The organism is Paenarthrobacter sp. NPDC057981 (assembly GCF_042886835.1).
Classification (GTDB): domain Bacteria; phylum Actinomycetota; class Actinomycetes; order Actinomycetales; family Micrococcaceae; genus Arthrobacter.
Genome location: NZ_JBHVQI010000025.1, coordinates 12,382 through 33,701, shown reverse-complemented (window position 1 = coordinate 33,701; position 21,320 = coordinate 12,382). Strand labels below are relative to the sequence as shown.

Genomic DNA, 21,320 nt, shown 5'->3' with positions numbered 1-21,320 from the left:
GGGAACGTCAGGCCTTATACCTTTCCAGCTTTTCCTTTTGCCCGGGTGTGAGTCTCAGGACCCGTCCAGTCTCCTCAGCGACGAAGGCCAAATGAGTGGTGGCTTTGACGCAATCTTCCCGGGTGACAGGATCCTTGACGACGTAGTGAAGATCGAAACTGGCACCCTTGATGGCGCCCACCCAGATCTCCACGACAGCGGGAATGTTGCGGTATTCCAGCGTCCGCACGTAGCGGACCTTGTGCTCCACGACAAGGGTCATGATGCCCTCTTCAACGTCGTTGAAGAGGGCAGCCGGCGGCTCCACGCCGGGAAGGCCCGCGCCTCGGGGCGGCCCGAACGCGGCGATTCGGGCTTCCTCGAGCATGCGAACTATCTGGACATTGTTGATATGTCCGTAAGCATCCATGTCGCCCCAGCGCATGGGCACGAGGACCTCGATGCGCCGGGGTTCCACGGACTCGTTCAGTAGTTCCGTACTCAGCTGTGCACCGCCGTCGAATCATCCACTGCGGACTCTTCCTCGCCAGCGAACTGGGACATGTACAAGCGGTAGTAAGCGCCTTCCAGGGCGAGCAACTCGGTGTGGTTGCCCTGCTCCACGATCTGGCCGTTTTCCATCACGAGGATGGTATCGGCATCGCGGATGGTGGAGAGGCGGTGGGCAATGACAAAGCTGGTGCGGTCGGTGCGGAGAGCAGCCATGGCCTTCTGAAGCAGCAGTTCAGTGCGGGTGTCCACCGAGCTTGTGGCTTCGTCCAGGATCAGCAAGGAGGGATCGGACACGAAGGCACGGGCGATGGTGATGAGCTGCTTCTCACCGGCGCTGACGTTGTTGCCTTCTTCATCGATGATCGTCTGGTAGCCGTCCGGCAGGGCACGCACGAAGCGGTCCACGTACGTAGCCTTCGCCGCTTCCATGATCTGCTCTTCGGTAGCGTCCAGCTTGCCGTACTTGATGTTGTCGTAGATGGTGCCGCCGAACAGCCACGCATCCTGGAGCACCATTCCCACCTTGGACCGGAGTTCAGAACGGGTCAGGTCCTTGATGTCCACCCCGTCCAGGGTGATCCGGCCGGAGTTGAGTTCGTAGAAACGCATCACCAGGTTCACCAAGGTGGTCTTCCCGGCACCTGTCGGCCCAACGATTGCCACGGTGTGGCCGGGCTCGGCGCTGAATGACAAGTCCTCGATCAGCGGCTTGTCCTCGACGTAGCTGAATGAGACGTGCTCAAACTCCACATGGCCGTCCGTCTTGGCCGGAAGGTGACGCGTGCCGTTTTCCTGCGTCTCTTCCTCGGCGTCCAGGAATTCGAACACCCGTTCCGCGGAAGCGACGCCGGACTGCAGCATGTTGGCCATGCCGGCAATCTGGCCCAGGGGCTGGGTGAATTCGCGGGAGTACTGGATGAAGGCCGTTGCGTCGCCCAGGCTCATGGAACCGGAGGCAACGCGAAGACCACCGACGACGGCGATGCCCACGTAGGACAGGTAGGAAACGAAGTTCATGGCCGGGAAGATGACGCCGGAGACAAACTGGGCACCGAAGGACGCCTTGTAGAGTTCCTCGTTCTTCTCATCGAAACGCGTCAGCATGTCGGCGTCGCGGCCGAAGACCTTGACGAGATCGTGGCCGGAGAACGATTCCTCGATCTGCCCGTTGAGGGCGCCCGTGTTCTTCCACTGTGCCGAGAACAGCTTCTGGCTGCGGGCACCGATGGCACCGGCAATGACACCGGACAGTGGCAGCGCGATCAACGCGATGAGCGCCAGCTCCCAGGACACGATGAACATCATGACGGTGATGCCCAGGACCGTGAGGACGGAGCTGACCAGCTGCGAGAACGCCTGTTGCAAGCCTTGCTGGACGTTGTCGACGTCGTTGGTCACGCGGGACAGGATATCGCCACGCTGGCGGGTGTCGAAGTAGTTCAGCGGAAGACGGTTGAGCTTGGCCTGTACTTCGTCACGCAGGTTCTTGATGACCCGCATGACGATCCTGTTGAGCAACCAGCCCTGTGCCCACAGGAAGATGTTGGCCACGAAGTACATCAGGAGCACTACCGAGATCAGGAATGTCAGCTTGGAGAAGTTGATCCCGTTCGTGAGTTCCATTTTGGACACCATGTCGGCGAAGTTTCCTTGGCCTTGCTGGCGCATGAGCTCAACAAACTGCTCCTGCGATACGCCCGGCGGGATCTGCTTGCCCATGACTCCACCGAAGATGACGTCCATGGCATTGCCCAGGACCTTGGGCGCGATCACGTTGAGGACCACCGAAACAATCACGAGACCGATCACGATGAACACGCCAACGCGTTCGGGCTTCAGCAGGCCCATGAGCCGCTTGGCTGAAGGCCAGAATTCCTTGGCCTTCTTAGCGGGAACGTCCCCGAACATGCCGCCATCGGCTTCGGAGGGAACGTACTCTTCCTCAACGAAGTCCTCGTCATCCAACGCTTCAGTTGCGATCTCTGCCGCAGCTGTGGCTTTGGCGTCCTTCGCGGCTTGGGCCTTGGCAGCCCAGCCACGCTTCTTTTGCTGGTCCTGCCCGCTCATGCCACTTCCTCCACGCTCAGCTGGGATTCGACGATTTCCTGGTAGGTGGGTGAGGTTTCCAGTAGTTCGTCGTGCGTTCCCCGGTCGACAATGCGGCCGTTGTCCAGTACCAGGATTTCGTCGGCGTCCGCAATGGTGGATACGCGCTGGGCCACGATGATCACTGTGGCATCCTTGGTCTTGCCCTTCAGGGCCTTTCGAAGCCTGGCATCGGTGGCGACATCCAGTGCTGAGAAAGAGTCATCAAACAGGTAAACGTTGGGCTTGGTCACGAGGGCCCTGGCGATGGACAGCCTCTGGCGTTGTCCACCGGAGACGTTGGTACCGCCCTGCGCAATCCTACGGTTAAGGCCAGAGGACTTCTCCTCCACAAAACCCTTGGCCTGGGCGGTTTCCAGCGCTTCCCAGAGTTCCTCGTCCGTGGCATCGGGCTTGCCGAAACGCAGGTTGTGCTCAATGGTCCCGGAGAACAAATACGGCTTCTGCGGCACGGCAGAGACACGGCTGGTGATTTCCGAGGCGTCCATCTCGGTGACAGGAACGCCGTCGAGCAGTACTTCGCCTGAGGCGACGTCGTAAAGCCGCGGCAGCAGCGAGACCAGGGTGGTCTTTCCCGCACCGGTGGAACCAATGATGGCGAGGGTCTTGCCTGGCTCGGCGGTGAAGGAGATGTTGCTCAACACGGGCGCCTCGGCTCCCGGGTACTTGAAGGTGACATCGCGGAACTCCACGTGTCCCCTCTTTTGTGCCGGCACCACTGGAGATGAGGGGTTGTGGATGGATGGCTCGACCTCAAGGACCTCGCCGATTCGGTCTGCACAGACAGAGGCGCGCGGAATCATCATGGCCATGAAGGTTCCCATCATGACGGCCATAAGGATCTGCAGGAGGTACTGAAGGAAGGCCGTCAGGGAGCCCACCTGCATGTCGCCGGTATCAACGCGCTGCCCACCGAACCACAGAACAGCCGCAGTGGATAGGTGCAGGATCATGCCAATGGCCGGGAACATCAGGACAAACAGGTTGCCGATCTTCACGGAGACGGCAGTGAGGTCCTGGTTGGCGTCACCAAAACGCCTTGCTTCGTGGGGCTCGCGAACGAACGCGCGGACCACTCGGATGCCAATGATTTGTTCGCGCAAAACGCCGTTGATGGCATCGATCTTGGTTTGCATGGAACGGAACAAGGGCATCAGGCGAACCACGAGGTAGCCCACTACTGCCACCAGGACCGGAACGGAGACCCAGACAAGCCAGGAAAGGCTGAGGTCCTCGCGGAGGGCCATGATGATGCCGCCAACGCACATGATGGGCGTGGACACCATGAAGTTCAGGCCCATCAGTACCAACATCTGCACTTGCTGGACGTCGTTGGTGCCGCGGGTAATCAGGGTGGGGGCACCAAAGCGGTTGACGTCCTGGGCGGAAAAGCTGCTGACCTGGCGGAACACGCTGCGGCGGAGGTCGCGGCCGATGGCCATGGCGACGCGGGCGCCGAAGTACACGGCGATGATGGCGGTGAGCACCTGTCCAAGGGCGACTGCGAGCATGAGCGCACCGGTTCGCCAGATGAAATCGGTGTCGCCGCGGGAAACTCCCTCATCAATGATTTTGGCGTTGAGGCTGGGAAGGTAGAGCGTGGCGATGGTGGATGCCAACTGAAAAATCAGCACGGCCACAATCTGCGGCAAATACGGCTTGGAGTAGCGCCGTATCAGGGTGACAAGCATGCCCACGGGTCCTTAGAAAGAGTGCGTTAATGTGACGTAAGAAAGTTTTGCAGCAGGGGCTGACAGTATTAGCCTCCCCACTCTACGAAATCCGTTGCCCCGGCGAAACAACTTGGGGAAAAGATCATCCCAGCGGATTAGTTGTCGTGTCGCGGCTGCTTCCTTGGGGGTAAACCCGTCCTGGGAACGGCAAAGCGCCGGCTGGATTCCCAGCCGGCGCCCTCCCTTACAGGGGCTGTGGTTCTAGCCTGCGTGTTTGCCGTGTTCCTGCCGGGCTTCAGCCCCCTGCAGGAGAAGCAACGCCATCCGTTCCTGTTGCCTGCGTTCGCGCTTGAGTTCCTTGCGGATGGCGGCCAGTTCGTCAGCCGTGGCCGCCTGCTGTTCGGCGATGCTCTGCTGCTCCCGCAAACGGGCCTGCAGTTCAACGTTGGCGCGGCTGAGTTGCAGCTGCTGTTCGGCCAGGACGTACTGAGTGCGGGAGAGCTGCTCCTGTACTTCCTTCACGTCGGCCGTCGCGTTGGGCCGCTCCTGGGTCAGGATCCGGGCAAACTCGAGATCCAGATCGGATCCCGGGCCTGGGTGGCCGGCGGCACGGTCCGCACCGGAAAGGGAACGTCCGGCATCGGGGCGGCCAGCGCCGTCGTCGTTGTTCGCAGTGTTGGCAGAAGAGCCTTCCACGGAGACGCTGTCCAGGGATGCTGTGTCCAGCGACATCCCGGCTTCACCGGATGCCGTTGCCACCAGTTCCTTCTCAGGAGCTGCGTCAACTGTGCGGCGCAGCGGGCGCTCCTTGATGAACAGCACCGCAAGGAGGGCAACCACGCTGATGACGGCCGAGATCAGGAAGATCTGGGCAGTGGCATCACCGTAGGCCGCACGCATGATGTCAGCGATCGGCGCGGGCATGTCTGCCAGATCCATGCTGGCGCCGGAGCCGCCGCCCTGGACAGGAATACCGGCCGCAGCCAGTCCCTCCACGGCCAGGTCCTTCACGTGGTTGGACATGACTGCACCAAGAACCGAGACGCCGATCGCGCCACCCACCGAGCGGAAGAACGCCACGGAAGCACTCGCGGTTCCGATGTCCTTGGCCTGCACGGTGTTCTGCACGGCCAGTACCAGGTTCTGCATCAACATGCCAAGGCCCAGGCCGAACACGCCGGTGTAGATCGCCACGATCCACAGTTCGGTGGTGTGGTCCATGGTCCCTGCGAATGCGAGGCCGCCAATCAGGAGCACCGAACCTGCAATCAGGAACCTCTTCCACTTGCCGAAGCGGCTGATGAGGACACCGGAGGCCACGGAACCCACGAGGTTGCCGGCGATCATGGGGAGGGTCAGCAGGCCGGCCTCGGTCGGCGTGGCGCCGCGAGCCACCTGGAAGTACTGGCCCAGGAAGGTGGATGAGCCGAACATCGCGATGCCGACTGCGACGGAGGCAAGGATGGCCAGCGCCGTGGTGCGCTCGGAGATGATCTTGAGCGGAATGATCGGCTGGGCAACCTTGGTCTCCACGAACACCAGGAGGGCCAGGAGGGCAACACCGCCACCGACCATGAGGCCGGACTGCCACGAAACCCAGTCGTAGTATTCCGGGTTGCCGGCGAAGGAGACCCAGATCAGGAGCAGGCTCACGCCCGAGGTCAGCAGTATGGAACCGAGCCAGTCGATCTTGGCCGGGCGCTTGATGTGCTGGATCTTCAGAGTGATCTGGAGCAGGATCAGGGCAACGACTGCAAGGGGCACGCAGACGAAGAACGTCCAGCGCCAGCCGAGCGGGCTGTCCACGATGAAGCCACCCAGCAAAGGTCCGCCGGCTGTGCCGACTGCCATGACGGCGCCCATATAACCGGAGTACTTGCCTCGGTCGCGCGGCGGGATCATGGAGCCGATGATCGCCTGGGCCAGGGCCGTGAGGCCGCCCATGGCGATGCCCTGGATCACGCGTGCCGTCAGCAGCAGCGGGATGGTCTCGGACAGTCCGGCCATGACGGAGCCGGCCACGAAGATGATGATGCTCAGCTGGACCAGTAGCTTCTTGTCGAAGAGGTCAGCGAGCTTGCCCCAGATGGGTGTGGTGGCAGCGTTGGCCAACAGCGCGGCCGTGATGACCCAGGCGAAGTCGGTCTGGGTGCCCTTGAGTTCGGACATGATGGTGGGCAGCGCGTTGGCAACGATCGTGCTGCTGAGGATCGCCGTGAAGAAGGCCGCGAGGAGGCCGGTCAGGGCTTCCATGATCTGCCTGTGCGTCATGGGCGCGGCAGCCTTGGCTGCGGCGTCCACCGCCTGTGGATGTTGTGGTGCTGCTGTAGCCATGCGTGGGCTCCTAAGCTGTCTGGTCTGTTGTGTGGGAGCCGGCCGACGTTGCCCGGATTGAGTCCTTCAGGGATTCAGTGAGTTTGTTGATGACCTGGGAGGCCTCGAGGGCGTCAGCCTCGCTCCAATCCGCCAGGTAATCCCGCAGTCTCACGCTGCGTTGTTCTTCGAATTCGTGCAATTTCGCTGCGCCCCGCTCGGTCAGGGCCAGCAGTTGCGCCCTGCCGTCGGCCGGATCCGGCCGCCTGGCAACGAAGCCGAGCTCCTCGAGCTCCGCGACGTGGCGGCTGAGGACCGGGGCACTCACGCCAAGGCGCGCGGCCAGGTGCGTGGCGCGGGTCTCCCCCTCACCGATGAAACGCATGACACCCTGTACCGCCATTCCGACGTCGGGAACGCGGGCCATGTGGGCGGTCACCACGCAGCGCAGAGTCCGCTGCAGGTCGAAAATCTGATGCACAAGATCGGTTGCTGTGGCAGAACCGACAGACATGTAAAACACCCCTTTTTGTTTGCCTAAAGCAACTATACCTCAGATTGATTGCTTTGGGAAACTAAAAAAGCTGCGGAAGTGCTTCAGGCCGGGAGTTCAGTGCTCCTGCTGCGTCAATTCCCGGGCTGCGGTAATGACTTCCTCCACTCGCCGCGGGCGGCTGACGCCGGGTGGGACCACCGCTACCAGTTCGTTCACGGGCAAGGTGTCCTCGATCGGCACCAGCGCGACACGCGCGCCCGTGTACAAAGACTCGATTCCCGGCCACACATTGGTCACTGAATACGCACGCCCGCTCGCCACAATGCCCCGGATGGTCTGGGCTACCACGCTCCTCCAGCGGACCTTCGGTTCGATACCCGCCGAATGGAACATCGCAATGACGCGCTCCGCGCTGGGCGGGACGTCGAACAGAACTACGTCTTCTTGCGCCAAATCAGCAAAGCTCAGGGACTTCCTACCCGCGAGCGGGTGGTCCTCTGCCAGCATGAACTGCGGCCGGGATGCGGCTACTTTCAGGATTTCGACGCCGGGAATCGCCTGGAGCGAATAGATGAAGGCGACGTCCAGCTCCCCTTCCGCCACTGCCCGCTGGAGCTCCTCGGCATTCCCCTCCACGAAGTCGAGCTCAACCTCCGGCCACTTGGCGGCGAAGACACGAATAAGTTCAGGGATCAGTCGCGGCGAGATCGCGATCATGCAGCCAATCACCACGCGGCCACGCATGTCCTGGTGGGAACCGCGAAGAGCTCCTTGGAGATCAGCCGCCTCCCGGAGGATGCGCCTGGCCCGCACCCCGAGCTCCACCCCCGCCGGCGTTGGCTCGACGCGCTTGGCGCGCGTGCGGATCAGCAGGTCCAGACCAAGGCTTTTCTCCAGCTGCGCGATGGCCATGGACGCAGCGGCCTGGGAAATATTGCTCTCGCTCGCGGCTTTCGTGAGGGAGCCGTGGTCCAGCACCGCCACGAAGTACTCCAATTGCCGAAGCGTAAACTCACCCATCAGTTCTCCTTATGAACTTCTTAGAATTGATTGATTATACAAGTGACGTGGCGCAGACCACACTGGAGGAAAGCACCTCGAACAAGGAGAACCATGACGCCGTCGTCATCCCTGAAGCCGCACATCGTCACCCTCGGAACCGCTGGCGGACCGCGATGGTGGGCGGCGGCCGACTCCGGCGAGCGCACCGGAATTGCCACCGCCGTGGTGGTGGGAGAAGCGTTCTACCTCGTCGACTTCGGCCAGGGAGCGGGACGTCGGCTCAGCCAGTCGGGCCTGGAGCTCAAGGACCTGAGGGCCCTGTTCATCACCCATTTGCACTCGGACCACGTGTACGATCTCGCCGGATTGGGTATCTTCGGTCTCTACGCCTTGACCCACCGCACGGAGAATCCCGTGAAGATCATTGGACCGGGCAACCGGGGTGAGCTTCCCGCAGTGTCGCCGCGCGCCGTCGTCGCCCCTCAACCGCTGGCGCCGGAGAATCCGACGCCGGGCACCCGCCAGATGTTCGAACAACTCATGAAGGCCCACGCCACCGACCTCAACGACCGCATCCTGGACAGCCTCCGCCCGAGCCCTTTGGACATCTTCCATGCCGAAGACATCGAGGTTCCCGCCGAAAGCGGTTACCACCCCAACAACAACCCGACACCGGATATGGAACCGTTCGAGGTATACCGGGACGAACTGGTTACTGTCACGGCGATCCTGGTGGAGCATCCGCCCGTGGCTCCTGCGTTCGCCTTCCGTTTCGACACCGCAGAGGGCTCCGTTACGATCTCCGGCGACACGGCGTATACGCAAAACATGATCACGCTGGCCCAGGACACCGACCTGCTGCTGCATGAGGCCATTGATTTCGCCTGGGTTGAGTCGCTGTACGCGGACAAGACCGACGAATCCAGCCGGGCCTCCCGCGATCACCACTACAAGTCGCACACCAGCGTCCGTGACGCCGCGAAGCTCGCCGAGGTTGCCGGCGTCGGCCACCTGGCCCTGCACCACCTGGTCCCCGGTTCCGCATCCGAATCCGTCTGGCAGGAAGCCGGCGAGCACTTCTCCGGGACGTTCACCATCCCCAACGACCTTGACACCATTCCGTTCGCCCGTCAGCGCTGACGAGCCAGAACCCCAACCTGAGGAAGAACATGAGTTCAGCACCAACAGCCCCCGACACAGGCGCTGCCACCAGCACGGAAACGTCCTTGAACACCAAGGACATGCGCCGCATCCTCGCCTCCAGCTTCATAGGCAGCGCCATTGAGTACTACGACTTTGTCCTCTACGCCACGGCAGCGTCCCTGGTGTTCAACAAGGTCTTCTTCGCCAACCTCGGCCCCGGCTTTGATTTGTTCGCGTCCTTCGTCACGCTCGCCGTTGGATACATTGCCCGGCCCGTGGGCGGCCTCATCTTCGGCCATTTCGGCGACCGCCTGGGCCGGAAGCAAATGCTGGTTCTCTCCATGCTGATCATGGGCCTTGGCACCACGGCTATTGGCCTGCTGCCGACCACGGCCCAGATTGGCATGGCAGCTCCTCTGGCACTGGTGATCCTGCGCTTGGTGCAAGGCGTGGCTGTTGGTGGCGAATGGGGTGGCGCTGCCCTCATGGCCATCGAGCACGCGCCCAAGAAGCACCGCGGATTCGCGGCCGCGTTCGCGAATGCAGGCGGACCAGCGGGCGCTATCCTCGGCACACTCGCGCTGTCCTTGTTCGCCGCCATCTCCGGCAAGGACTTCCTGGTGTGGGGATGGCGCGTGCCCTTCCTGCTGAGCGCGTTGCTCATCGTGGTGGGTATGGTCATCCGTTTGAAGGTTGCTGAGACGCCTGCCTTCCAGCGCCTGGAAGCGGCCGGTGAAAAACGCCGGGTGCCGTTGCTCGACGTCCTTAAGAACAACCCCCGCGCTGTGGTGCTGGGGCTGCTGGCCACCACGTCGTTCTACGTCTGCCAGTCCATGACCACCGTCTGGGGCGTTTCCGTAGCTGTGGAGAGCGGCGCCGACAAGAACGGTGTGCTGAACATCAAGGCGGTGGCGGCTCTGCTGACGCTGGTGATCTGCTTCTACTCGGCCCGCCTCAGCGACCGGGTTGGTCGCCGTCGGGTACTCATCGGCGCCTGTCTCCTTGGCGCGGTGCTGGTCTACCCCATCCTGATGCTGATGAGCAACGGTGAGCTGTGGGGCTTCGCGGCAGCCATCATCCTGGGCAACGGCCTGGTGCAGGGCTTCCTGTATGGCCCAATCGCCGCCTACGTCGCCGAGCAATTCCCCACCCGTAACCGCTACACGGGCGCATCGCTGGCCTATCAGGGGGCTTCGATGATCGGCGCAGGCTTCACGCCGATGATCGTGGCGGGGCTGAGCCTCGCAGCCGGTGGTGGCATTTGGTTGATTGCGGTTTTCTGGATCGCCGCGATGCTGGCATCGGCCATTGCCGTCAAGGCAACCCCGGAAGGCACCAAGCGCGACCTCGACTAAACACAGGAAACCCCCGCACAGAACACCGTGCGGGGGTTTCCTTGTGTCCTAGTTGCCCAGGTGTGTGGGTCCGAACATCTTCAGCAGTGTTTCAACCACGACGACGTTGGGTCCGTCCGCTTCGAAGGATGCCTTAAGCGCGTCCCCCACATCCTCCGGGGATACCCGGCGGGCCGGGACGCCGAAGGACTCGGCCAGCTTCACGAAGTCGGGGCGGGCGAGCTCGGTGGCCGTGGCCTGTCCGAAGGCACCCACCATGTATTCGCGCAGGATGCCGTAGCCGCCGTCGTCCACGATCAACCAGGTGACCGGGACGTTGTGCTGCTTGGCCGTGGCAAGCTCCGAGATGGAGTACATGGAGGAACCGTCACCGGAAACAGCGAGCACACGGCTGGGTTTGCCCGTGGTTTCCAGACCCACGGCCCCACCGATCGCCGCCGGAAAACCGTAGCCCAAGCCACCCGCGCCCTGGGCGGAGTGGAACTGCCCCTCACGGGCGTCCCAGCAGGACCAACCCCAGTACGCGGAAATGGTCATGTCCCAGAACGTCTGCATGTCCGCCGGGACAGCCTCACGGATGTCCGACATGAACTTCAGTTCCTTGGCCAGGTCCTGTGATTCCAGGCGGGCCCTGACCTTGGCCAGGGATTCCTTGACGACTGCCTCCGGGCTGCTGCCGTGCCAGTCCCGCTTGCCGGCTTCAGAGGCCCCTGCCGCGGCCAGGGCCTCATCGAGCGCAGCCAAAGCCTGACCGGCGTCCGCCCGGATGCCCAGGCCCGGCCGGTTGGACTCCAGGACCCGGGGTTCGGCGTCGATTTGGATGATGCGGCCGCGGGGCTCGAACGTGAAGTAGTTCGAGGTCACTTCGCCCAAGGACGAGCCGATCACAATCAGCACGTCGGCGTCCTCGAGGACGTCGGTCATGTACCGGTCCTCGATCCAGGACTGCAAGGACAGCTCGTGGTTCCACGGGAACGCGCCGTTGCCGCCGGGGGTGCAGATCACCGGGGCACGCAGCTGTTCCGCGATGGAGAGCAGCGACTTCTCTGCCCGGCCACGACGGGTACCGCCGCCGGCGATGATCGCCGGGCGTTCCGCCGTCGAAAGCCACTTCACTGCTTCACGGACCAGCTCCACGCGGGGCGGGTTGTCGAAGGCCTCGGCGAGCGCGTCCTCCACCGGCGGGACCATGATCGGATCCAGCAGCACGTTCTGCGGGATTTCGATCCAGACCGGACCCTGCGGCGAGGAGATCGCCTCGGTCCATGCATCCTGGATGGCCGAAGGAATGCCGGAGGCGTGCTGGATCAGGCGCTGGCTCTTGGTGACGTTCGCGGCCGAGGCCTTCTGGTCATCAAGCTGGTGCAGCATGCCCTTGCGGCGCGCGCCCAAACCGTCCAGTGGGATCTGGCTTGCCACCACCACCATCGGGACACCCGTGGCATACGCCTCCTGCAGACCGGCCAGGGACGTCAGCGCGCCCGGACCGGTCGACAGGAACAGCACGCCGACCTCGCCCGTCGCGCGGGAGTAGCCGTCAGCGGCAAACGCCGAGTTGTTCTCCACACGGGAAGACACGAAGTGCAGGTTCCCGCGGCCCATGGCATCAAACAAGCCAAGAGCGTGCTGGCCCGGGATACCGAAAACGGTCTTCGCACCCAGCGCCTCAAGGGTCTCGACGACGAGATCCCCGCCATTGCGCTGGTTCGTGTCCTTGGTCGGGGCTGCTGTGCCCGGGTCGAAGTCGATCATCGCCGGGTAGCTTTCGCGAGTTCCTCGATACGGGCGCCCAGGGCCTGCTGCGCGTAGCCGTTCGGCGCGCCGTGGCGGTCACCTTCGACGGCGTTGTCGGCCATCAGGGTTACCAGTTCGTAGGCCACGTGGCTGCCTGCGACGCCGGTAATTTCAGCGTGGTCGTAGGCCGGGGCGACCTCCACGACATCGGCGCCAACGAGGTTCATGCCGCGGAAGCCACGGATGATTTCGAGGAGCTCACGGCTGGAAATGCCGCCGGCTTCGGGAGTACCGGTGCCGGGTGCGTGTGCCGGGTCCAGGACGTCGATGTCCACGGAGATGTACAGCGGGCGGTTGCCGATGCGGTCGCGGATCTTGGCTACCGTCTCAAGGACGCCCTGGTAGTAGACGTCAGTGGAGGTGACGATGCCGAAGCCGAAGCGGTGGTCGTCGTCGAGGTCCTTCTTGCCGTATAGCGGACCGCGGGTTCCGACGTGGCTGATCGCCTCTGTGTCCAGGATGCCTTCCTCGACGGCGCGGCGGAACGGGGTTCCGTGGGTGTACTCGGCGCCGAAGTAGGTGTCCCAGGTGTCGAGGTGTGCGTCGAAGTGCAGCATGGCGATGGGCTCACCGGCGCGCTCAGCGGCTGCCCGGAGCAGCGGGAGGGCGATGGTGTGGTCACCACCGAGGGTCACGAGCTTGCTGCCGTTGGCGGTCAGGTCCAGCGCGTTCTGCTGGATGGTCTCGATGGCCTCATTGATGTTGAACGGGTTCACGGCCATGTCGCCGGCGTCGGCAACTTGGACGTTCTCGAACGGGCTGACGTCCCAGGCCGGGTTGTACGGACGGAGCAGGCGGCTCGCTTCACGCACGTGGTTGGCACCGAAGCGGGCACCCGGGCGGTAGGAAACGCCGGAGTCGAAAGGAACGCCGACGACGGTGACGTCCGCCTTGGCGACCTGGTCCAGACGGGGAAGCCGGGCGTAGGTGGCAGCGCCGGCGTAGCGCGGAATACGGGATGAATCAATGGGGCCGAGGTTGCCGTTGGCCTCAATACGGAGCTCTTCCAAAGTTGCGCCACTCCTTAGGTTGGTGGGTTTATAACTGGGACTGTGACACCCATCATACACTCAAAGTTGTCTAATATGCATCACTTGTTTACATCTCACCGAGGGGGTGAGACGCCGCTCACAACGGGCGTAAAGATTCCATAAAAACCGGTGTTCCGACGTCGGACGCCACCATACGCTCCTTCCGGAAGCAGTACCGTGCTGCGCGAAAGGACACCGTGACCACCCTGTCGAGGCCTCCGGCCGACCCGGCCAACCGGCCCAAGAATTCCTTCAAGCTCAAACCCTGGCTGCTGGAAGGAATGCCGGACACCTCAGGCAAGCGGCAAGGCCCCCACGGCCAGCCCTCGGAATCGCACAAACCGCAAGCATGGTGGAAAGTCATGTGCCTGACGGGCCTGGACTACTTCTCCACCCTGGGCTACCAGCCCGCCATCGCCGCACTGGCAGCAGGACTGCTTTCCCCTCTGGCCACGCTGCTCCTCGTCACGGCAACGCTTGCTGGCGCGCTTCCCGTTTACCGCCGCGTGGCCAGGGAAAGCCCACGCGGCGAAGGTTCCATCTCCATGCTGGAGCGGTTGCTCCCCCGCTGGGGCGGCAAGCTGTTTGTCCTGGCCCTGCTCGGCTTCGCGGCGACGGACTTCATGATCACCATCACGCTCTCAGCGGCCGACGCCACGGCCCACCTCATCGAGAACCCGTTCGCACCGGATTTCCTTGAAGGCCAGCATGTAGTGATCACTCTGGCACTCATCGCGGGCCTCGGCATTGTCTTCCTCCGAGGCTTCAAAGAGGCCATCAACGTCGCCGTCGTCCTGGTGGGCGCTTTCCTTCTTTTGAACCTTGTGGTCATCGCCGTCTCGATCGGCCACGTGTTCACCGAGACCCGAGTCATCACGGACTGGTGGACCGCACTGACAACGTCCCACGGCGATCCCATCATGATGATCGCCCTGGCACTGCTGGTGTTCCCCCGGCTGGCTCTTGGCCTGTCCGGTTTCGAAACCGGCGTTGCCGTGATGCCCCAGATCAAGGGCCACCCCACGGATACAGAGGCGAACCCGGCCGGCCGCATCAAGGGCGCGCACAAGCTCCTGACCACCGCCGCGATCATCATGAGCTCATTCCTCATCACCTCCAGCTTCACCACCGTCATGCTGATCCCTGCCGCCGAATTCGAGTCCGGAGGGAAAGCCGACGGCCGTGCCCTGGCCTACCTCGCCCACAAGTTCCTGGGCGATGGCTTCGGCACCATCTACGACATCAGCACCATCGCCATCCTGTGGTTCGCCGGAGCCTCCGCCATGGCCGGGTTGCTGAACCTTGTCCCGAGGTACCTGCCCCGCTACGGGATGGCACCTGCCTGGTCACGGGCACTCCGCCCGCTGGTTCTCGTTTTCACAGTGATCGCCTTCATCGTGACCATCATTTTCCAGGCCGACGTCAACGCCCAAGGCGGCGCCTATGCCACCGGCGTGCTGGTCCTGATCACCTCGGCATCCATTGCCGTGACACTGTCTGCGCGCCGAAAGAAACAGCGTGCACAGGTGATCGGGTTCGGCATCATCTCCCTGGTGTTCATCTACACCACAGTGGTCAACTCCATCGAGCGGCCCGACGGCCTCAAGATCGCCGCACTCTTCATTCTGGCGATCCTGGTGGTCAGTTTCATCTCCCGCATGCGGCGCGCCTTTGAACTGCGGGCTACGCACATCAAGATGGACCAAAAGGCTTTGGAATTCACGGCCAACAACTCAGACGGACCCGTCCGGATCATCGCCCACGAACCCAAGCGCTTCAGCGCCGACAGATACCGGGAGAAGTTGCAGCATGCCCAGCAGGCCAACCACCTGCCCCTGGACTGTGACGCCGTGTTCATCGAGATCATCGTGGACGACAGCTCGGACTTCGAACAGGAGCTCCAGGTGGTGGGCAAGGAACGGCACGGGTTCAAAATCCTGGAAGTCCACAGCAACAATGTGCCCAACACCTTGGCCGCGGTTCTCCTGCACATCCGCGACGTCACCGGCTTTATGCCGCACATCTACTTCCGCTGGACCGAGGGCAACCCCATCTCCAACCTGAGCAGGTTCCTGTTCTTCGGCGAAGGTGAGATCGCGCCCGTGACCCGTGAGGTGCTCCGGGAAGCCGAGCCGGATATCACCCGCCGCCCCTGGGTCCACGTGGGCTAAGCGCTACCGGCTTGCCGCGGGTACCAGCACCCAAAGCACTTCAACGGTCTCGTCCGTGGGGTTGATCCAAGTGTGGGGTTCACGGCCAGGGAACGAGAGTGTGTCTCCTTCTTCGAGCTCGTACTCCTCGTTGGTCAGGATCAGCTTGATGCGGCCCTTGACCACGTGGAGCACGTCAACATCGCAGTCCACTGCGTAGAGCTCGTTCTCACCCCGGCCCCGGGGCTCGATGGTGGCCTGCAGGATCTGCAGGCGCCGCTCCGAACGCGCAGTCAATAACCGTTCCACTATGCCTTGGCCTCCCAGGGAGATCCTGGGGCCGTCGTCGCGCCTTGTCAGATGGGTCTCGGGTGCCGCGAAAAGGTCACCGACGGAAACGGAAAGTACCTGGCACAGCGTCACCAAGGAAGCCACCGACGGCGAAGTCAGGTCGCGCTCCACGCGACTCAGGAAGCCCTTGGTCAGACCGGTCGCGTCAGCCACCTGCTCAATGGTGAGGCGCTGCGCCTGCCGGGCTGCGCGGATTCTGGAACCGATGGCAACGGGAACATTGCTCGGTTCAACGGGTAGAGCCTTCATTCACGAACCTTTCAGGCCTGTCATGTGGCCCTGTCATTGGAGCAATAGTAGCCGGGAGGCACGTAAACAAGGCCACTGCGGACGTAACCATGTTCAAAGGATCTTGACTGTTACTCCGATCACAACATATCCTCATAGGCAACAAGTGTTGTCTGTGAGGCACACAACACGTTCCCCAGCTTCAAACACAATCTCCAATCGTCAGCACGGAGACTTCGACGCCCTGCAGGAGTATCGTCGAAAACCCCAACCTCCGTGCATCAGCTCCAAGGACCGTTCATGGAATCTTCGGCTATTAACATCGCAATCGTGGTGGTGTACCTGCTCGCCATGCTGGCGTTCGGCTGGTGGGGCAAGTCCCGCACCAAGAACAACAGCGACTTCCTGGTGGCCGGCCGCCGCCTTGGCCCCTTCCTCTACACCGGCACGATGGCCGCTGTTGTCCTCGGTGGCGCATCCACCGTGGGCGGCGTCGGCCTCGGCTACAAGTTCGGCATCTCCGGCATGTGGCTCGTGGTCGCCATCGGCTCCGGCGTGCTGCTCCTGAGCCTCCTGTTCGCCGGCACCATCCAGCGATTGAAGATCTACACGGTCTCCCAAATGCTGAGCCTTCGTTACGGCAGCAAGGCCACCCAGACGTCCGGCATCGTGATGCTGGCCTACACGCTGATGCTGTGCGCCACGTCCACCGGCGCCTACGCCACCATCTTCGTGGTGCTCTTCGATTGGGAACGCTGGATGGCAATCGCCGTCGGTGGCGCAATCGTCCTGGTCTACTCCACCATCGGCGGCATGTGGTCCATCACCCTGGCCGACCAGGTGCAGTTCCTCATCAAGACCGTAGGCATCTTCTTCCTGATGCTCCCCTTTGCCCTGAACGCCGCCGGTGGCATGGACGGCATCCGTGCCCGTCTGGAGGATAGCTTCTTCCAGATCGACGGCATTGGTACACAGACGATCATTACCTACTTCGTCGTCTACACACTGGGCCTGCTGATCGGCCAGGACATCTGGCAGCGCGTCTTCACCGCCAAGACCGCGAAGGTTGCCCGCTGGGGCGGCGCCACGGCCGGCGTCTACTGCATCCTCTACGGCATCGCCGGCGCCTTGATTGGTCTGGCAGCCCGTGTTGCACTGCCCAACATCGACGTCGCCAACCTCGGCAAGGACGTGGTCTACGCCGAGGTCGCTACCCACATCCTTCCCGTCGGCATCGGTGGCCTCGTCATGGCAGCAGCAGTCGCAGCCATGATGTCCACGGCATCCGGCGCCCTGATCGCCGCCGCAACAGTGGCGCGCGCCGACGTCGTGCCTTTCGTTGCCAGCTGGTTCGGCAAGAACATCAACACCGATGACACCGAGAACCCCGAGCACGATGTCAAGGCAAACCGCTACTGGGTCCTGGGCCTCGGCGTCCTCGCAGTGCTCATTTCCATGGCCGCGCAGGACGTGGTGGTCGCCCTGACCATCGCCTACGACATCCTGGTAGGCGGCCTGCTGGTTGCCATCCTCGGTGGCCTGGTGTGGAAGCGCGGTACCGGTATCGCGGCTGCGTGGTCCATGGCGGTTGGCTCGGTGCTCACACTGGCCCTGCTCATCATGTACGCGGTCGGCATCATCCCCAGCGAAGACGGCGTTTACGCCAACGAGCCCATTTACTGGGGACTTGGGGCTTCGCTGGTGGTCTACGTCGTGGTGTCCTTGCTGACGCCGCCCACGGACGCCGCTGTCCGCGAGGCTTGGGACAAGCGCGTTGCCGGAGCCATCTCGGAGGAACTGCCGCCGGAAGTACACCCGGTAGGCAGCAACAGCTAACCAAGCAATACACGACGGCGGTGCCGCCCCTTTGCGGGGCAGCGCCGCCGTTGTTTTGTACCCCCCCAAACCAAACAGCGCAGAGCAGGCCTCACAACCCACGGACCTGCACGTTGGAAGGCCCACTCTGCGCGGCAAACCCCACCCAAAGAGCGCAGAGCGGGCCTCACAACGGGGGGGAGGTGCGGTAGGGTTGTCCCAGCTTCAAGAGATGTGGCGCCAAGCTCCGACTGGCCATGCACCAACCCCATGTTCACGGGTGGTTCGGATGAGGAAGCGGCCCGTCCCGGACCTGAGACAACCGAGCGGGCAAGAGCACTCTCCACAGGAGCAGCCCCGTGCCCTACCACGAGCCGAGCCACAGCCAGCCGAGCCACAACGAGCCGATCCACGGCGAACTGAGCCACGCCCGCAGCGCCCCCGCCGCAACCGCCACCGTCAAGGTGATCCCCGCCGTCGACCTTTACCTTGGCACGGTGACCATACTGGCCCGGAACCGGCCCGTGTGTTTCCGGCATCCACAATCGCGGGAGATTGCCGCAGCGCTGGCGCAGGCGGTCCGGCCTTCCACGTGGTGTGAGGATTCGGGGACGCTGACGGTCACCGTAGCCGCGGCAGGCCAACGGGAAGGCCGGCCATGCACCTTCATTCTTAGCCGGGAAAGCGCCTAGATTTCCTCGTCCTCCTCGCGGAAGTCCTCGGTCTCATCGATCGGCACCACCCGTTCGTCGTCTTCGGGGGCGTCCACTTCCTCCACCCAGGGCTCGTCCACTTCCTGGTCTTCGGCGTAGTCGTAAGCCGGGTCTGACTCGATGGTTGTGCGTTCGGGATAGTTCGAGTGTGATTCGGTGGCGTCCATGCTGCTACCTCCGTCTCGTGGGCCCGCGGGAGCCCGGTGGCCAAATGCGAGGTTGCGAACAACCCGCCTCTGTCCTTCCATCTGAGCACCCGGGCAAGCGCGGGTCAAGGCCCGGAAAACGGAGCACCCGGCGCCCGAAATTACGGTGCACCGAACATTCCAGCTAAGGAATACCGGCCAAAAATACCCGCCGATAAGCGGTAGTGTGGGGCGTGCAATGGGGCCGCAACTACCCCACCAAGCACAGGAGATAAAGTGCAAATGCACCAGGAATCCCAGAGTCCGTCGAGCCCCGCTCCGGATCCCACCCCCGAATCATCAGAATCCCAAGGCACGGCCACGCCCTCGGCGTCGGACATCCGGCGCTGGCGGCAATACCTGGCCGATGAACGGGCCGAAGCCGCCGTTTACCGCGAACTTGCCCAGCGTCGTGACGGAGAGGAGCGCCAGATCCTGCTGGCCCTGGCCGAGGCCGAGGGCCGGCACGAGGCCCACTGGCTCAAACTCCTGGGCGACCAGGCCGGGATGCCCAAAGCAGCGTCGGCCCGCAGCCAATTCCTGGGTTTCCTGGCCCGGAACTTTGGATCCGTCTTCGTCCTTGCCCTGGCACAGCGTGCAGAGGGCCGCTCCCCGTACGGCACCGAACCCGCGGCGACGCCCGCGATGGTTGCTGACGAGCAAATCCACGAGGAAGTCGTCCGCGGCTTGGCAACCCGGGGCCGCAACAGGCTGTCGGGCACCTTCCGTGCAGCGGTCTTCGGTGCCAACGATGGCCTGGTGAGCAACCTCTCGCTGGTCATGGGCATGGCCGCCACCGGTGTGTCGAGCTCCGTGGTGCTCATGAGCGGCGTGGCCGGACTACTGGCAGGCGCACTGTCCATGGGTGCCGGCGAATACGTTTCCGTCCGCTCACAACGCGAACTGCTCAACGCCACACTCCCCACACAGGCGACACTCACCGCAGCCCCGTCGTTGGACATCGACCACAACGAACTGGTGCTCGTTTACCTGGCCCGTGGCATGACTCGGGAGGCAGCCGAGCACCGGGCCGCCGAGCGCATGGGACTGTTCAGCTGCGACTGTGATCCCAGCCTTTCCCTGCAGCCCGAAAAACCGGTCGCCGACGAACACGAATCCGTGGGTTCGGCCTGGGGCGCGGCGATGTCCAGCTTCTGCTTCTTCGCCTCGGGCGCCATCGTGCCCATCCTTCCGTTCATCTTCGGCATGACGGGCATGGCCGCCCTCCTGGTGGCAGGTGTCCTGGTGGGAGTCGCGCTGTTGGCGACCGGCGCCGTCGTCGGTTTGCTGTCCGGAACCTCACCGCTCAGCCGTGGTCTGCGGCAACTGGCCATCGGGCTCGGAGCCGCAGCTGCCACCTACGGCCTCGGGTTGCTGTTCGGCGCAGCGATCGTTTGAGTTTGGACGGCTCCGCCGGCAGACCGTAATGTTGGTTCGTCCTCCGCGCTGCCCCGCGTGACCAAGGGCATGAGGAATGGAGAACCGTGGACGCGGAGCGGGAAACAACGCATGTGCCAAAGCACCGGCGCACGGGAACAGCCGGGCGTGTTCTCCGTGTCCTGCTCATGGCGGTCGTTGCCGCACTGGCAGCGGTCCTGGTCACCGGATTCCTGAAGGCTGACCCCCGCATCACGGCGCTGTTCCCGGGGGTCAACGTCCCGGGCAGCCCGCAGATCGGAAAGCCCCAGCCAACCGCGGCGCGCGTCCCGGACGCGCCACCGCCGGGTCTGGAGGAAGCGGATGCCCCGCTGGCCTCGCCGACGGCGCCCGGCACCACGAACGATTCGTACAAGTTCCTGGCGACCAACGACGACGGCACCCCCGTTGGGTACTCCCCTTGCCGACCACTGCACTACGTCGTGAACAACGCCACCGCACCCCAGGGAACGGACGCGCTCCTGGCCACGGCGATTGCCAACATCTCGGCCGCCTCCGGCATCCAGTTCGTCAGTGATGGAACAACCGATGAACAGCCCGCAGACAAGCGCGAGCCTTACCAACCCACGCGCTATGGCGACCGGTGGGCTCCCCTGCTGATTTCCTGGACCACACCCAACGCCGCACCGGCGCTCGAAGGCAAGGTCATCGGCACCGGCGGCAGCACCATGTATTCCCTTGACAAGGGCCCCAAGAGTTACATCACCGGGAGCCTTGAGCTCGACACACCCCAGATCGCCGAACTCCTCTCAGATCCCGGCGGCTCGGACTATGTCCTCGCCGTCATGCAGCATGAACTGGGACACGTCATGGGCCTGGATCACGTGGACGATCCAATCCAGCTCATGTACCCGGAAATCGGCGCCCCCGACGGCCTGGCCGCCGGTGACTTGAACGGCCTCCATCTCCTGGCCTCAGCTCCCTGCCGCAAGGACATCTAGCGGATTTCCTCACCGGAAAACCGACGCCATGGACTCCGGACCGGACTGGACCTATGCTGACGGATACGGCCGACGGCGGCGCCCCACCGCACGTC

The 21,320-nt window shown here is 63.3% G+C and carries 17 protein-coding genes and 1 riboswitch; of the genes, 7 read left to right on the top strand and 10 right to left on the bottom strand.

Features of this window, described 5'->3' with window-relative positions:
- Positions 1-7: 7 nt before the first annotated feature.
- The 6 genes from ACFVSI_RS18235 to ACFVSI_RS18210 form a co-directional block, all read right to left on the bottom strand.
- The gene (locus ACFVSI_RS18235; RefSeq protein ID WP_387826792.1) at positions 8-424 is read right to left on the bottom strand and encodes an acyl-CoA thioesterase; all 417 of its coding nucleotides are present in this window, start codon (positions 422-424) and stop codon (positions 8-10) included.
- Positions 425-480: 56 nt separating this feature from the next.
- Entirely contained in the window at positions 481-2,559 is a 2,079-nt protein-coding gene (locus ACFVSI_RS18230) for an ABC transporter ATP-binding protein (protein ID WP_387826709.1), read from the bottom strand.
- Entirely contained in the window at positions 2,556-4,289 is a 1,734-nt protein-coding gene (locus ACFVSI_RS18225; RefSeq protein ID WP_387826706.1) for an ABC transporter ATP-binding protein, read from the bottom strand. The genes ACFVSI_RS18230 and ACFVSI_RS18225 overlap by 4 nt, the downstream gene beginning before the upstream one ends.
- A gap of 243 nt (positions 4,290-4,532) precedes the next feature.
- Positions 4,533-6,605 (bottom strand): MFS transporter, encoded by a 2,073-nt coding sequence (locus ACFVSI_RS18220; protein ID WP_387826703.1) that lies wholly within the window; start codon positions 6,603-6,605, stop codon positions 4,533-4,535.
- A gap of 10 nt (positions 6,606-6,615) precedes the next feature.
- Complete coding sequence (locus tag ACFVSI_RS18215) at positions 6,616-7,098, bottom strand: MarR family winged helix-turn-helix transcriptional regulator (protein WP_387826699.1); 483 nt, start codon at positions 7,096-7,098, stop codon at positions 6,616-6,618.
- Positions 7,099-7,194: 96 nt separating this feature from the next.
- A complete protein-coding gene (locus ACFVSI_RS18210; RefSeq protein WP_387826697.1) occupies positions 7,195-8,100 on the bottom strand; it encodes a LysR family transcriptional regulator in 906 nt (301 codons plus the stop codon).
- Between the two features lie 93 nt (positions 8,101-8,193).
- On the opposite strand from ACFVSI_RS18210, the gene ACFVSI_RS18205 reads away from it, so the two are divergent.
- The gene (locus tag ACFVSI_RS18205) at positions 8,194-9,222 is read left to right on the top strand and encodes an MBL fold metallo-hydrolase (protein ID WP_387826695.1); all 1,029 of its coding nucleotides are present in this window, start codon (positions 8,194-8,196) and stop codon (positions 9,220-9,222) included.
- Positions 9,223-9,251: 29 nt separating this feature from the next.
- Positions 9,252-10,580, top strand: coding sequence for an MFS transporter (locus ACFVSI_RS18200; protein ID WP_387826692.1), 1,329 nt, complete (start codon positions 9,252-9,254; stop codon positions 10,578-10,580).
- A 48-nt stretch (positions 10,581-10,628) separates the two neighbouring features.
- Here the strand turns inward: ACFVSI_RS18200 and ACFVSI_RS18195 are convergent, their stop codons facing one another.
- Both ACFVSI_RS18195 and speB read right to left on the bottom strand, forming a co-directional pair.
- Positions 10,629-12,332 carry a thiamine pyrophosphate-binding protein gene (locus tag ACFVSI_RS18195; RefSeq protein ID WP_387826689.1) on the bottom strand — a complete coding sequence of 568 codons (1,704 nt, stop codon included), beginning with the start codon at positions 12,330-12,332 and terminating at the stop codon, positions 10,629-10,631.
- Positions 12,329-13,384 (bottom strand): agmatinase, encoded by a 1,056-nt coding sequence (gene speB, locus ACFVSI_RS18190; RefSeq protein ID WP_387826686.1) that lies wholly within the window; start codon positions 13,382-13,384, stop codon positions 12,329-12,331. Before speB ends, ACFVSI_RS18195 begins: the two co-directional genes overlap by 4 nt.
- A 218-nt stretch (positions 13,385-13,602) precedes the next feature.
- Between speB and ACFVSI_RS18185 the strand changes: the two genes are divergently transcribed.
- Complete coding sequence (locus ACFVSI_RS18185) at positions 13,603-15,576, top strand: APC family permease (protein ID WP_387826683.1); 1,974 nt, start codon at positions 13,603-13,605, stop codon at positions 15,574-15,576.
- A gap of 3 nt (positions 15,577-15,579) precedes the next feature.
- Here ACFVSI_RS18185 and ACFVSI_RS18180 read toward each other — a convergent pair whose 3' ends face one another.
- Complete coding sequence (locus ACFVSI_RS18180) at positions 15,580-16,155, bottom strand: helix-turn-helix domain-containing protein (RefSeq protein WP_262277625.1); 576 nt, start codon at positions 16,153-16,155, stop codon at positions 15,580-15,582.
- A gap of 279 nt (positions 16,156-16,434) precedes the next feature.
- On the opposite strand from ACFVSI_RS18180, the gene ACFVSI_RS18175 reads away from it, so the two are divergent.
- Both ACFVSI_RS18175 and ACFVSI_RS18170 read left to right on the top strand, forming a co-directional pair.
- Entirely contained in the window at positions 16,435-17,970 is a 1,536-nt protein-coding gene (locus ACFVSI_RS18175; protein ID WP_387826680.1) for a sodium:solute symporter, read from the top strand.
- A 202-nt stretch (positions 17,971-18,172) separates the two neighbouring features.
- A riboswitch (SAM riboswitch) is annotated at positions 18,173-18,292 on the top strand.
- Between the two features lie 16 nt (positions 18,293-18,308).
- On the top strand, positions 18,309-18,641 hold the full coding sequence (locus ACFVSI_RS18170; protein WP_387826677.1) for a hypothetical protein: 333 nt from the start codon (positions 18,309-18,311) through the stop codon (positions 18,639-18,641).
- Here ACFVSI_RS18170 and ACFVSI_RS18165 read toward each other — a convergent pair.
- Positions 18,638-18,829 (bottom strand): hypothetical protein, encoded by a 192-nt coding sequence (locus ACFVSI_RS18165; protein WP_387826674.1) that lies wholly within the window; start codon positions 18,827-18,829, stop codon positions 18,638-18,640. The two genes, ACFVSI_RS18170 and ACFVSI_RS18165, sit on opposite strands and share 4 nt — an antisense overlap.
- Before the next feature lie 261 nt (positions 18,830-19,090).
- Between ACFVSI_RS18165 and ACFVSI_RS18160 the strand changes: the two genes are divergently transcribed.
- On the top strand, positions 19,091-20,245 hold the full coding sequence (locus ACFVSI_RS18160; RefSeq protein ID WP_387826671.1) for a VIT1/CCC1 transporter family protein: 1,155 nt from the start codon (positions 19,091-19,093) through the stop codon (positions 20,243-20,245).
- Positions 20,246-20,331: 86 nt separating this feature from the next.
- On the top strand, positions 20,332-21,225 hold the full coding sequence (locus tag ACFVSI_RS18155) for a matrixin family metalloprotease (protein WP_387826668.1): 894 nt from the start codon (positions 20,332-20,334) through the stop codon (positions 21,223-21,225).
- Positions 21,226-21,320: the final 95 nt, after the last annotated feature.

Bases quoted from the DNA above. Each gene is read 5' to 3' on its own strand.
- ACFVSI_RS18235 (WP_387826792.1), bottom strand. From the start codon at position 424: ATGCGCTGGGGCGACATGGATGCTTACGGACATATCAACAATGTCCAG.
- ACFVSI_RS18230 (WP_387826709.1), bottom strand. From the start codon at position 2,559: ATGAGCGGGCAGGACCAGCAAAAGAAGCGTGGCTGGGCTGCCAAGGCC.
- ACFVSI_RS18225 (WP_387826706.1), bottom strand. From the start codon at position 4,289: ATGCTTGTCACCCTGATACGGCGCTACTCCAAGCCGTATTTGCCGCAG.
- ACFVSI_RS18220 (WP_387826703.1), bottom strand. From the start codon at position 6,605: ATGGCTACAGCAGCACCACAACATCCACAGGCGGTGGACGCCGCAGCC.
- ACFVSI_RS18215 (WP_387826699.1), bottom strand. From the start codon at position 7,098: ATGTCTGTCGGTTCTGCCACAGCAACCGATCTTGTGCATCAGATTTTC.
- ACFVSI_RS18210 (WP_387826697.1), bottom strand. From the start codon at position 8,100: ATGGGTGAGTTTACGCTTCGGCAATTGGAGTACTTCGTGGCGGTGCTG.
- ACFVSI_RS18205 (WP_387826695.1), top strand. From the start codon at position 8,194: ATGACGCCGTCGTCATCCCTGAAGCCGCACATCGTCACCCTCGGAACC.
- ACFVSI_RS18200 (WP_387826692.1), top strand. From the start codon at position 9,252: ATGAGTTCAGCACCAACAGCCCCCGACACAGGCGCTGCCACCAGCACG.
- ACFVSI_RS18195 (WP_387826689.1), bottom strand. From the start codon at position 12,332: ATGATCGACTTCGACCCGGGCACAGCAGCCCCGACCAAGGACACGAAC.
- ACFVSI_RS18180 (WP_262277625.1), bottom strand. From the start codon at position 16,155: ATGAAGGCTCTACCCGTTGAACCGAGCAATGTTCCCGTTGCCATCGGT.
- ACFVSI_RS18175 (WP_387826680.1), top strand. From the start codon at position 16,435: ATGGAATCTTCGGCTATTAACATCGCAATCGTGGTGGTGTACCTGCTC.
- ACFVSI_RS18165 (WP_387826674.1), bottom strand. From the start codon at position 18,829: ATGGACGCCACCGAATCACACTCGAACTATCCCGAACGCACAACCATC.
- ACFVSI_RS18160 (WP_387826671.1), top strand. From the start codon at position 19,091: ATGCACCAGGAATCCCAGAGTCCGTCGAGCCCCGCTCCGGATCCCACC.